The sequence below is a fragment of the Bradyrhizobium sp. LB8.2 genome (genome assembly GCF_040548035.1).
Taxonomy (GTDB): Bacteria; Pseudomonadota; Alphaproteobacteria; order Rhizobiales; family Xanthobacteraceae; genus Bradyrhizobium.
In genome coordinates, this window is the sequence record NZ_JBEPQV010000014.1 from 143,964 (window position 1) to 155,769 (window position 11,806).

The 11,806-nt window shown below is 61.7% G+C and carries 13 protein-coding genes; 7 read left to right on the forward strand and 6 right to left on the reverse strand.

Features of this window, described 5'->3' with window-relative positions:
* Positions 1 to 3: 3 nt before the first annotated feature.
* On the forward strand, positions 4 to 705 hold the full coding sequence (locus ABIB06_RS18875) for an ABC transporter ATP-binding protein (protein ID WP_211398118.1): 702 nt from the start codon (positions 4 to 6) through the stop codon (positions 703 to 705).
* Positions 706 to 870: 165 nt separating this feature from the next.
* Here ABIB06_RS18875 and ABIB06_RS18880 read toward each other — a convergent pair whose 3' ends face one another.
* Positions 871 to 1,950, reverse strand: coding sequence for an alcohol dehydrogenase catalytic domain-containing protein (locus ABIB06_RS18880; RefSeq protein WP_354049562.1), 1,080 nt, complete (start codon positions 1,948 to 1,950; stop codon positions 871 to 873).
* Between the two features lie 106 nt (positions 1,951 to 2,056).
* On the opposite strand from ABIB06_RS18880, the gene ABIB06_RS18885 reads away from it, so the two are divergent.
* Positions 2,057 to 2,851, forward strand: coding sequence for a helix-turn-helix transcriptional regulator (locus ABIB06_RS18885; RefSeq protein ID WP_247447360.1), 795 nt, complete (start codon positions 2,057 to 2,059; stop codon positions 2,849 to 2,851).
* A 512-nt stretch (positions 2,852 to 3,363) separates the two neighbouring features.
* Here ABIB06_RS18885 and ABIB06_RS18890 read toward each other — a convergent pair.
* Complete coding sequence (locus ABIB06_RS18890) at positions 3,364 to 3,663, reverse strand: hypothetical protein (RefSeq protein ID WP_354049561.1); 300 nt, start codon at positions 3,661 to 3,663, stop codon at positions 3,364 to 3,366.
* A 577-nt stretch (positions 3,664 to 4,240) separates the two neighbouring features.
* Between ABIB06_RS18890 and ABIB06_RS18895 the strand changes: the two genes are divergently transcribed.
* The 3 genes from ABIB06_RS18895 (at position 4,241) to ABIB06_RS18905 (ending at position 6,119) form a co-directional block, all read left to right on the forward strand.
* Positions 4,241 to 4,990 carry a hypothetical protein gene (locus ABIB06_RS18895; protein WP_354049560.1) on the forward strand — a complete coding sequence of 250 codons (750 nt, stop codon included), beginning with the start codon at positions 4,241 to 4,243 and terminating at the stop codon, positions 4,988 to 4,990.
* Between the two features lie 85 nt (positions 4,991 to 5,075).
* The gene (locus ABIB06_RS18900; RefSeq protein WP_354049559.1) at positions 5,076 to 5,537 is read left to right on the forward strand and encodes a YybH family protein; all 462 of its coding nucleotides are present in this window, start codon (positions 5,076 to 5,078) and stop codon (positions 5,535 to 5,537) included.
* A 66-nt stretch (positions 5,538 to 5,603) separates the two neighbouring features.
* A complete protein-coding gene (locus ABIB06_RS18905; RefSeq protein WP_354049558.1) occupies positions 5,604 to 6,119 on the forward strand; it encodes a hypothetical protein in 516 nt (171 codons plus the stop codon).
* Positions 6,120 to 6,549: 430 nt separating this feature from the next.
* Here ABIB06_RS18905 and ABIB06_RS18910 read toward each other — a convergent pair whose 3' ends face one another.
* Positions 6,550 to 7,869: an epoxide hydrolase family protein gene (locus ABIB06_RS18910; protein ID WP_354049557.1), complete on the reverse strand. Its 1,320-nt coding sequence runs from the start codon at positions 7,867 to 7,869 to the stop codon at positions 6,550 to 6,552.
* Between the two features lie 228 nt (positions 7,870 to 8,097).
* Here ABIB06_RS18910 and map point away from each other — a divergent pair, with 228 nt between their 5' ends.
* A complete protein-coding gene (map, locus tag ABIB06_RS18915) occupies positions 8,098 to 8,847 on the forward strand; it encodes a type I methionyl aminopeptidase (protein ID WP_354049556.1) in 750 nt (249 codons plus the stop codon).
* Between the two features lie 10 nt (positions 8,848 to 8,857).
* On the opposite strand, the gene ABIB06_RS18920 is transcribed toward map, so the two are convergent.
* The 3 genes from ABIB06_RS18920 to ABIB06_RS18930 form a co-directional block, all read right to left on the reverse strand.
* The gene (locus ABIB06_RS18920) at positions 8,858 to 10,192 is read right to left on the reverse strand and encodes an MFS transporter (RefSeq protein WP_354049555.1); all 1,335 of its coding nucleotides are present in this window, start codon (positions 10,190 to 10,192) and stop codon (positions 8,858 to 8,860) included.
* Positions 10,193 to 10,337: 145 nt separating this feature from the next.
* A complete protein-coding gene (locus ABIB06_RS18925; protein WP_354049554.1) occupies positions 10,338 to 10,562 on the reverse strand; it encodes a DUF3551 domain-containing protein in 225 nt (74 codons plus the stop codon).
* A complete protein-coding gene (locus ABIB06_RS18930; protein WP_354049553.1) occupies positions 10,489 to 10,806 on the reverse strand; it encodes a DUF3551 domain-containing protein in 318 nt (105 codons plus the stop codon). Before ABIB06_RS18930 ends, ABIB06_RS18925 begins: the two co-directional genes overlap by 74 nt.
* A gap of 254 nt (positions 10,807 to 11,060) precedes the next feature.
* Between ABIB06_RS18930 and ABIB06_RS18935 the strand changes: the two genes are divergently transcribed.
* Positions 11,061 to 11,786 (forward strand): outer membrane protein, encoded by a 726-nt coding sequence (locus tag ABIB06_RS18935; RefSeq protein ID WP_354049552.1) that lies wholly within the window; start codon positions 11,061 to 11,063, stop codon positions 11,784 to 11,786.
* Positions 11,787 to 11,806: the final 20 nt, after the last annotated feature.

Here is an 11,806-nt window from a genome sequence, read left to right on the forward strand (position 1 = left end):
CTGATGGAGCAGCAGGGGGCGGAAGATGTACCGGTCATTTATCTCCACGAGATAAAGCGGCAGTACTTGCAGGGCGAGGTGCCGCTGACGATCCTGGACGGCGCCAAGCTCGCGCTGTGGGCGGGGCAATCCGTCGCGCTGGTGGCGCCGTCGGGCTCGGGCAAGTCGACGCTGCTGCACATTGCGGGGCTGTTGGAAGCTCCCGATTCCGGCGAGGTCTATGTCAATGGCGCGCCGACCTCACAACTGCCCGACATCGAGCGCACCCAGCTCCGCCGCACCGATATCGGCTTCGTCTACCAGTCCCACCGGCTGCTGCCGGAGTTTTCCGCGCTGGAGAACGTCATGATGCCGCAGATGATCCGCGGCCTGAAGAAGTCCGAGAGCGTCAAGCGCGCCAAGGAGATTCTTGGCTATCTCGGCCTCGGCGAACGCATCACGCACCGTCCGTCCGAGCTGTCGGGCGGCGAGCAGCAGCGCGTTGCGATCGCGCGCGCGGTGGCCAACGCGCCGCGGGTGCTGTTCGCGGACGAGCCGACCGGCAATCTCGATCCGCACACCGCGGACCACGTCTTCCAGGCCCTGATGCAACTCGTCAAGGCGACCAAGGTTTCGATGCTGATCGCGACCCACAACATGGAGCTGGCCGGCCGCATGGACCGGCGCGTGTCGCTGTCGAACGGACAAGTGATCGAACTCGAATAAAACCATCGAGCTCGAGTAACGTCATCGAGCTCGAATGAAAAACGCGAAAACAACCCCATGCACAGTAGCTGGGCGTGGCCGGCTACGTCAGGGATGACTTCCTCCAGCCATTTGACATGTTGGGCATATCAGCCGCGGCGGCGCATCGCCGCCGCGGAAGGCGATTTACGGCCGGATCACTGTTAATTTGAACGGACCGCCATTGGCTGCGGCGTGTTCGACCGCCTCGTTGGCATGGTCGAGATCGAAGGCCGTGGTCTCGTATTCGTCGAGCCGCAGCAGTCCGGCGCGCACCAGCGCCATCAGGCGGCTTGCTGCATCAGGCGGGTACATCCAGACGCCGAGGATGCTGATGCAGTTGCGCATGATCCAGGGGTAGGGCAGCTCGAGGCCCGCGCCGCCCGCCATGCCGACGCCACCCATCAGCACGACGCGGCCGTAAGCGCGCACCGTCATGATCGCCGCGCGCACGACGGTCGTGCTCACCGAGGGCGGCATGATGTCGAACACGCAATCGATCGGCCCGGGAGCCGCTCGCTTCATGCTCTCGCGGTCGTCGTCCTCATTGCCGGTGAGTTTGACCGGCCTCACGCGGTCGCCAAAGCGCCCGACGAGATCGGCCAAAATATTGTCGTTGCGGCCGGGGGCGACCACGCAGGCCGCGCCCATCGCGAGCGCGACCGAGACCGCTGCGCTACCGAAATTTCCGGTGGCCCCGCTCACCAGCACGGTCTCGCCGGGTTGAAGGTTGGCGGCAAGGAAGCCGCCATAGGGCACCAGCAGCGTCCCCAGCGCGCACCATTGCGTGGCTTCGTCGGACGTGATTTGGCCAAGGCGCTTCACGTTCTCCGTCGGCACGCGCATCTGCTCGGCAAACGAGCCGTGGCGAAAATGCTTTTGCAGGCGCATGGCGCCGGCACCGGGGGCAGTCAGCCCCTGCAGGGCGATGTCGGGCGCTGCGGCGTCATCGCGCGAACGCACCGTCGGATCGCAGAACACCCAGTCGCCAACGCTGAGCTTCGTCGCGTCCGGGCCGATCGCACGCACCCGTCCGATGCCGCCAGGACCCGGGATGATCGGCAGGTCGAGCGCATAGTTGCGCATCCCGCTGAAGACCTCGTTCATGTAGGACAGCACGCGCGTGGCGACGACGTCGACGATCACCTCGCCGGTCCCGAGCACAGGGTCCGGGGCTTTCTCGATCGCAAGCGGGGATCCAAAGGATTTCAGTACGGCAGCTTTCATGATCTCACCTTAAAGTGGGTGAAGCCGATATGCGCCGCCTTTCCAGGCGCAGGAAGGCCTGGTATTATCCTAGTATTGTCTAGGCCCTCCATCGAGGCATGTCATCATGGCCGATCCACGCCGCGTCGAATTCGGCGACTTCCTCAGGTCCCGCCGCGAAAAGCTGTCGCCGAAGACCGTCGGGCTTCCCGCTGGCCGGCGGCGCCGCACCGCAGGGCTCCGGCGCGAAGAGGTCGCGCAGCTCGCCGGCATCGGCGTCGACTGGTACATCCGCCTCGAGCAGGGCCGCACCGTCAGTCCGTCAGTGACCACCGTCGACGCGCTTGCCCGCGCGCTGCGCCTCAGCAAGACCGAGCATGCCCATCTCAAGGCGCTGGCGCGCGACGGTGACAAGCGCGCGTTCACGCGCGAGATCGTGCCGGCGCCCGTTCGGCGGATGATCGAGAGCCTGACGCAGCCCGCCTATGTCACGGGACGGCGCTGGGACGTGCTGGCCTGGAACGAGGCGGCCGAGGAGGTCTTCGGGTTCGGACAATTGCCCGAGCAGGACCGCAACACGCTGCTGCTGGTGATGACGAACAAGCAGACGCGAAAGTTCTATGGTGCCGGCTGGAACGACGTCGCCAAGAGCATGGTCGCGATGTTTCGCGCCACCCACGACGTCTGGGCGGGCGATCCCGCCTTCACGGAGTTGCTCACGCGGTTGCGTGAGGGCAGTCCGGAATTCGTCAAATGGTGGGAAGCGCACGACATCCGCAGCACCGCCGCGGGCCTCAAGACCATGAACCACCCGACCAGGGGCGTGCTCCAGTTCGAACACACGAGCTTTCAGGCCAATGACGATCCGGCGCTGAAGCTGGTGATCTACACACCAGTCCAAAGCGCGATGAGATTGGGATGAATCGTCATCGCGCTTTAGGTTATTGTTTGAACATGATCTTTTCGGACAACCGCTGCACACTTTTCTGGATCATGCTCTAGCAGTCTGCTGAAAAACCCCCTCGCCAGGGAGGGGACTTGATGATTCACTTTATCATCTCGAATCGGCGGAGACGATCATGCGCGGCAGGTTTACGGATCAGGGCGGCCTGTTTTCGTACATCGCGCCGGATAAGCGCGTGCCAGCGAACCATCCGCTGCGGAAGGTCCGGGAACTTGTCCGGGCTAGGGCGTAGAACGCAAAGGCCAAGACCTTCAACGCGCTGGCTCGCGCGCTGCGTCTCAGCAAGACCCAGCATAGGCATCTGAAGGCACTGGCGCGCGTTCACGCCCGAGATCGTACCGCCGCCCATTCGGCGGATGATCGAGAGCCTGAATCAGCCGGCCTGCACCACCGGGCAGCAGATTGGGGAGACCGCCGGCATATGTCCAGCGGCCTCCGCGCTTAATGTGGTTTGCGGGGCGGCGCCCCGACTAGAGATCGATGCTAACGGCAATGTTACGGCTCTGTAGTTCGGCAATCTTCATTCCGTCAGCCTGCACCTGCGCAAACTCCGGGTCCTTTGCCACGGCCTCCTGCACTTTGCCGTAAACCTCCCAACTGGAGTAGCGCGTCGCAACCAGCAACTCTCCTGACCAGGGACCAGTGTGGAAACGGGAGAGCCGAAGAAATTCGGCACCATGTTTTTCAAAGATTTTCTTCGCCTGCCTGATAAGCTGGACCATTTCCTCGGCCTTGTCGGTCTTGAAGCGAGTAAATTGAACGATCGGCATGAGGCTACCTCCATAGTTGTGTAAAATTTCCAAGAGGCATGTATCGAGCAACGTGTGAGGAGCGAACCTCCAGTTCAATCTCGATAAAGGTTCGTCTTCAGCGGCTTGATTCTGGTTCAGGCTTCGTAAGCGGAAGCAACTCTGCCCTTTCTCGGCGGATGGACTCGCATCGTTACTGGCAGGCAATTTTTCGCGCGGAGTGGTGTTCGCGGCGAACCTGAGAATTGCCGAGTTTAATTGACTTAACGCCTTCGAGTGCCAGAGGGGCTGTTCGAACGTCGCGATCGCGGCGAAGCGCGTTATGCACGCTGGTGGGCGGAGTTGCAGATTGAACCGTCGGACCCGTGGTGCTACGTTTCAGCCACGTCATTCCGTTTTCGGTTTGATGCGACGGGCTATCGGGCTTACGGACTGCCGCCCGTTCATTTGAAATTGGAATACTTGAGCCAATAGCGCCCCGCCTCCGGCCCCCCTTTTGAGTGCGGTCGGACAATGTTTTTTCATTGACCTCCGTTCTTCCCATTGACTCGGAGGCGGGTTCTTTCAGTCGAATTTTGCAACAAAGTCGATCTTCGACATGTGCATTCCGATAAGCCACGCGGATCGCGCCGCACTAGATCATCATCCGAACGCGGGGCGGAGCAGGCATTGCCTGATTGTTGCATTTCTCTGTGCCGCCCCCTTGTTTCAGTCCACGCTGCAGGCATGGGGACAATGCTCGGCGCGCGACGTCTTACAGAATCAACTGAAGCTCGGCAAAGTTCGTGCAGTTGATTTGCCGCAAAAACTCATCGGGGCCGCCCGCGATGTTCCGACATGGAAGACGATAGCGGTCGGCACCTTTGCCAATTCCATTGCGTTGCGCAATGCATTGGATTCCGTAGGTTGCAGTATTGGCGGGTTGGCCGCGGAAGTTCTCGCTCGACCGGCCTTCACCGTCAGTTCCAACAAGACAGACGTGGAGCTTGTAGTGGTGTCTGCTATCGAGCTTGGCTTCAAAACCGATAGCGTGCCGCTGGCCGTCATTTACGCGCGGGCCCGGCAACTTGGCTTTGAACTTGCGGCAGCGGAGATCGGTCCGCAATTGCGCCTTCAATATTTTGATCAGCCAATGGGCGAATTTCTCATCGTGGGAATGCAGCCAATCAAGACGTGGAGTGGAGAGCCGGTGGTTCTCAACGTGGCAAATGGCGGAGCCGGATTGATCCTGATCGGCCAGGACGGCAAGGACGACGCTGAAATACCGGCGACCTCTCGTTTTCTTTTCGTGCGGTCGCCCGAACTCATCGGCGGGCTCGATACAGCGGCCGCTCTCCTGCCACCATGAGGACGAACCAACAAAATTCGAGCAAACAGTGGGTGTCCGCGACTGCCTCTCGTCTGGAGAGGCATCAACAGTAGGGAGTAGCATCATGCGCAGATTTGGATTTGTATTTATCTCGCTGTTACTATCAGCAATTCCTGCGACTGCGTCAGATCAAAATCTCAAAGAAGAAATTGGAAAGATAGGTTCTGCCTACGAGCAGTACTTCAACAACAAGGACACCGCCGGGATTACTTCACTTTATACGAAGAGCTATATGCGTGTTACTGAAGACGGAGTCGTGGATAATACCAAGTACTATGAGAACGCCTTCAGAGCGGGAGTTAGTCGTCTCGAGGTAAAGATGACCGAGGTTGAGTCATTGTCAGAAAGCACGGCTCTGGTAACCGGCGAATCTCGCGTTACTGGCAAGAGCGAGACAGGTGCTCCCATAGACTTCACCGTTATTTGGACCGCTCTCGATGTTCGTGAGGACGGGCAATGGAAGATTCGCATGCTCACGTCGATTCCCAAGCCGCCGCCGCCCCAGCCGCAGCAGGCAGCAAAGTAACTCAAGACATAGCCTGCTTTGCTCGCAATAGTTCTCTGCACCACCTTAACTTAAAGGGAGCTAACGATGGTCATTTTACACGCAAACGTCGCATTGCTTTCAGTCGCGGTCGTTCTGATAACTACGGGTGTCCACGCTCAGAGTATGCCACCGGAAGGCGCCGTCTCGGTCATATTTACCGCCACGCCGATTCCTGCTCCCAAGCCGATGCCGATCGGCGGCGGCAGAGAGTTTGTTCTCATGAACCAAGCCATGGCAGCCTCAAACGAGGCGGGAAATCCTGTACTCAACAACATGGGTGGACGTTGTCAGCTCAGCCGCCTAACGGATCCATCGGCGAAGACCGCCGAAATTCATGGGTTCTGTGCTTACGTGGACAAGGACGGCGATCAAGTGTTCGAGCAATGCGACTGGATGCCCGCATCCCCCAACAATTGCAACATAACCGGGGGGACCGGCAAATTCGAAGGTCTTCAAGCCGCGCTCGTCGTCACCATCGACCCTCTCAAGAGCAACTTCGATGGCATCAGTCAGGTCATTGGCCACAAGAAGGGGACTTACAAGTTCGTCAAGACGAACTAAGCCCGCCATGTCGATGCCGAACCTTGTTGTGTCTGGCTTTCCGTCCGGCATCGGTGTGATTTCGCGGACATGCAGGGAGCGGGGCGCCAGCATCGCCATGACCATGTCAGGGGCGATGCGGCCGCGCCAGACCCCGTACTTGCCGGCCTGCAGCGGAAACCCTGCGGTCTCCTCCGCTTTGCTTACGCGCAGCTTACATGCCTACAATTTCGCGTGTGTCGCGCGTACGATGCTCTTGTCAATTGAGCAGGTGCGGTTGGACCCACCTGCTTTTCCGGTCAAAGCCGCACCACCTTGCCCGTCGCACAGCGCCTGGAGCAACTTTTGGCGATCGATCCGAAACCGTTGGCCATCGCTCGACCGGGCGCATCGAGAGCATTGGCAACGTGCCGCCGCCCCGGTTCATGTCCCGGTTCATGGATTGAACTGCCTAGCGTAGCGATCTGAACGCTGCCCGCATCTCGGCGGCGAAGAGCTGCGGCTGCTCCCACGCCGCGAAGTGGCCGCCCTTGTCGACCTCGTTGAAGTAATGGAGCGTCGGATAGGCGCGCTGCGTCCATGTCTTCGGCGCGCGATAGATCTCGGCAGGGAATACGGTCACCGCGACCGGCACCGTGATCTCCGTGGTCTTCTGCGCGGCGGAGCTGAAGTTGTTGTTGTTGTTTTCCCAGTAGAACCGGCTGGCCGACGCTCCGGTATCCGTGAGCCAGTAGAGCGAGATGGCATCCAGGATTTCGTCCTTGGTCAGCACGCGCTCGGGCTCGCCGCCGCTGTCCGTCCACTCGGCAATCTTCTCGTACATGAAGGCAGCGAGTGTCGCGGGCGAGTCGCAAAGCCCGTAACCGATCGTCTGCGGGCGCGTCACCATCATCGCGCCGTAGGCCGCGCTTCGCGCGAAGAACTTGCTCAGGGTCTCGAAGGCCACGCGTTCCGGCTCAGGAAGGCCTGCAGGCGGCGGATCGCCGGCATTGATGCCTCTGACGTATTCGGCAGGCACAGTCGGCGGCATGTTGACGTGGATACCCAGAAGGCCAGCAGGTTTCTGACGGGCGAGCGCGTCGGAGATCACCGATCCATGGTCGCCGCCTTGGGAGACGTATCTGACATATCCCAGCCGCTTCATGAGCACATCCCAGGCGCGCGCTACGCGGTCCGGGCCCCATCCGAGTTCGCGTGGTTTCGCCGAGAAGCCGTAACCGGGAATCGAGGGGATGACGACGTGGAAGGCGTCCTCGGCGCGCCCACCGTGCGCTACGGGATCGGTCAGCGGTCCGATGGTCTTGAGCATTTCGAGGATCGAGCCCGGCCAGCCGTGCGTGATGATGATGGGCAGCGCGTCGGGATTGCGTGACCGGACATGGATGAAATGGATGTCGAGGCCATCGATCTCGGTGATGAACTGCGGCAGTGCGTTGAGCTGCTTTTCGATCTTGCGCCAGTCATAGGACTTGGCCCAGTAGCCGCAAAGAGATTGCAGCCGCGCGAGTTGCACGCCTTGCGAGGTGTCGGGCACCGTCTCCCGGTCGGGCCAGCGCGTTGCTTCGATGCGCCGGCGCAGGTCATCGAGCGCCGAGTCGGGGATGCTGATATTGAATTTGCGGATGCTGGCGTCGCCGGCGGGGCTTGCGGTGCTTTCTGCGGCCTGAGCGGATGACGCGATCGAAGTGAGCGGAAAGGTGAGGCCAATGGTACCGACCAGCGACGATGCAATGAAGTCTCGCCGGCCGATTCCGTTGTTCGTGACAGACATGAACATTCTCCAGTTCTCTCGTCTGTGTTGTCGAGAGCGACAGGGGAATAGCATCGCTGAAATATCATATGAACGGCGATTGCGAGGTCCGGTGCGTCACGTCGTGCGTTTTCGAAATGCCGGGCCCTCCCGGCAAGAAGCAATTGCGCCGACGCGATTTGGCATGGGTCCTTCCGTTTGCAAGCCGCCTTCACAAGCGCTATGCCCCGGCTTTCGGAAGAGCCTGATATGACAATCTCGGACGACAACGACCTCACCAGCCTGAAAGAGATCGGGCGCATCGTCGCCAACACTCTCGAGGCGATGGGCAAGGCGCTCGAGCCGGGCATGACCACCTCCGAGCTCGACCAGATCGGACGAACACTGCTGGAGGCTGCCGGCGCACGTTCGGCTCCGGAGCTGGCCTACGACTTTCCCGGGGCGACCTGCATCAGCGTGAACGAGGAGATCGCTCACGGCATTCCGGGTGAGCGACGGATCGCGCGCGGCGATCTTGTGAACATCGACGTGTCTGCCGAGAAGAACGGCTTCTTTGCGGATACGGGAGCGTCATTCGCCGTTCCGCCAGTAACCCGCGTGGTCGAACGTCTTTGCAGGGATGGAAGGCGCGCGATGTGGACGGGCCTGCGGCAGGTTGGAGCCGGCAAACCGATTGCCGGCATCGGTCAGGCCATCGGGACCTTCGCGCGGAAGAACGGTTACAGCCTGGTCAGGAACCTTGCTAGCCACGGTGTCGGCCTGTCGCTCCACGAGGAGCCGACGGAGATCGCGACATGGCCCGACCGCTCCGAGCGCCGTATCATGAGCGACGGCCTGGTGTTCACGGTCGAGCCATTCCTGTCCCTGGGCGCCGAGTGGGCACAGGATGGCGATGATCCGTGGACGCTCTACAGCAGCCCCGAAGCGGCGACTGTTCAATACGAGCACACCGTGATCGCCACCCGAAGCGGACCTTTGATCGTTACGATGGCTGATTGAGGAGGCGTCCTCAAGCCACCGGATCACTGGCGGCATCCGAACGGCTTCGATCATCCGGCGCCAACGGTGGCGCCAGTCTCGCCGGAGGATTCTCCGGTGCGGCCGCGTTGCTTCCTGAGCTGACATCGACCGGAGCAGATTCGGCTTCAGCAGATCTGGCGTCGCGATAGGCGACGATCCAGATCAGGAAACCCAGAACCGCCAGCGCGGCGCCGACTGGGCCGGTGGAGGTCCAGCCCAGCCCCTCGCGAATGGCGATGCCGCCGAGAAACGGGCCGAGCGCATTGGCGGTGTTGAATGCCGAATGGTTGAGGGCGGCCGCAAGTGCCTGCGCGTCTCCGGCGACGTCCATCAGCCGCGTCTGGAGAATGGCGCCGAGCGAGACGCTGGCGCCGATCGCGAAGACGTCTGCCGCCAGCAGCCAGGGATTGCCAGCGGCAAGCGGAAACACCAGCAGCGCAACTGCCGAGAATAACAGGATGACGCCCGCGGTCGGCATCAGCGCGCGGTCGGCAAAGCGCGGCACGAACAGATTGCCGAGCGTGGCGCCGATGCCGAACACGGCCAGAAAAAGCGGAATGACCGCGGGGCTGACCTTGGTCACCTCGATCAGCGTGGTCGCCAGGTAAGTGTAGACGGCGAACATGCCGCCGAAGCCTATGGCGCCGATCGCCAGCGTGATCCAGACGCGGCCGCTTCGCAGCGCTCCCAGCTCTCGCAGCGGATCGGACCGGCCTGCCTGGTCGCGTGGCGCGAACAGGGCGCACAGCAGGACCGTGAGCAACGCCAGCACCGACACGAGACCGAAGCTCGCGCGCCAGCCGACGGCCTGCCCAATCAGATTGGCCAGCGGCACGCCAATGATGGTGGCAGTGGTCAGTCCGAGCATCACCTGGCCGATCGCCTGCGAGCGGCGATGTTGCGGAACGAGGGAGGCCGCGACCAGCGCGGCGATGCCGAAATAGGCCCCGTGGGGCAATCCCGAGAGGAAACGCGCTGCGATCATCCAGCCAAAGCCCGGCGCCAGTGCGGTGAGGGCATTGCCGAGCGCGAATACGACCATCAGGACCAGTAGCTGCGCGCGCCGCGCCAATCGCGCGCCGAGCACGGCGATCAGTGGCGCGCCGAGCACGACGCCGAGCGCGTAGGCGCTGATTGCGTGTCCCGCGGTCGGCTCGTCGATCCCGAGGTCGGCGGCGAAAAACGGCAGCAGGCTCATCGATGCGAATTCGGTGGTTCCGATCGCAAAGCCGCCCATCGCGAGCGAGAACAGGACGATGGCGAGATGAGGGGGTGCTGAGGCCGCGGTCGCGCGGGGCGAGGTCGCTCGGTGCGATGTCGTCATGTGTCCTGCAATGGTGGCGTCAACGGGAACCAGCCCAGCGAACGTCGCCACCCCTGCAAGATTTCTCTGTCGTACTTAAACCCGGATCAGTCGGCGTCAACACTGGAAGCTCAATGCTGGGCAGGCCGCATATCAGCGTCCCGATTTAATTGAGGCGCCTTGCGCGGCGAGGGGGCATCTTCTGCGCAAAATACGGGTTCGCAATGCGCATCGCCGACCGACCCACGGCCAAATACCTGCACTGCTCGTGCGAGGCGTAGCGGCAATCAAGGAGCGCGAAGCGAGCGCGACGCAGCTTAGCGCAGGAAATAGCCCGGCGGATAACCAGGCGTCTGCGCGTGCGGCCTGTTCTGGTAGGCGTAGGGATCATCGCTCTGGCCTGCGAAATACGGGTTCGCGATACAGGTGAGGGCGCGGCCCGACGAACTCGCCTGGCACTGCGCGTAACTGTCGAACGTGCAATTGCTGAGCCCCGGCCATTCATCGCCGGTGAGACAGAAGGCATGGTGAGTTCCGAACGCATGCGCCGGCGTGCTTCCGCCGGGCGCAAGCGCAAATGTGGCGAGCGCGAGCGAAAATATGGCAAAAATGGGGAGAACAATTCGTCTGCGCATTTCAATTCTCCAATCACGCGAATGTGCGCGCGATATTGTTACGCGTGCATGCCGTATATGTCGTGTAACCGACATTGGAACTCGTGAAAACTCTTGTTTCAAAGGGTTTCCAGCGCGCCCTGATAAATCTTCATTAATGAAGCGCAGCCCTTTGGGGCGGACTGTGGCGTCGAGGTTACAGCAATTCCGTCGAGCGCTGGTATGAACGACGACACGGCCCGGGGGCCTAACGACGAAACTGGAACGGGAATCAAATGAACAAGAATCTGTTGCTTGCTGCTGTGAGCCTTATCGCGCTCGGCGCGGCTGCGCCGGCGGTGGCTGCTGACCTCGCTGCGCGGCCTTACACCAAGGCGCCCGCGATGGTTGCCGCGATCTACGACTGGAGCGGCTTCTACATCGGCGTCAACGGCGGCGGCGGTTCCTCGCACGCGACGTGGGATCTGGTGGGCTTCGGCCGCGATGGTTCGCATGACGCGACCGGGGGCACGGTCGGTGGCCAGATCGGCTACCGCATGCAGTCGGGCCAGTGGGTGTTCGGCGTGGAAGGCCAGGGCAACTGGGCTGACTTCTCCGGCAGCCACGTTGGAGCGATCTCCGGCTTCACCAACAACGCAAAGATCGACTCGTTCGGTCTGATCACCGGTCAGGTCGGCTACGCCTGGAACAACGTGCTGCTCTACGTAAAGGGTGGTGCGGCGGTGGTTGGCACCAAGTACGACGCCTCTCTCGGCGGCGTGTCGCTTGCATCGGCCAACGACACTCGTTGGGGCGGCACGGTCGGCGCGGGCCTCGAGTTCGGGTTCGCTCCGAACTGGTCGGTTGGCGCCGAATACAACCACATCTTCCTGGGTGGCAACGATCAGAACCTGACCGGCGGCTTCGGTGTTCTGCCGGTCCACGTCAAGCAGGACGTCGACATGGGCCTCGTCCGCCTGAACTACAAGTTCGGCCCCGGCCAGATGCTCGGCCGTTACTGAGCTTGATCACTCCATCGAGC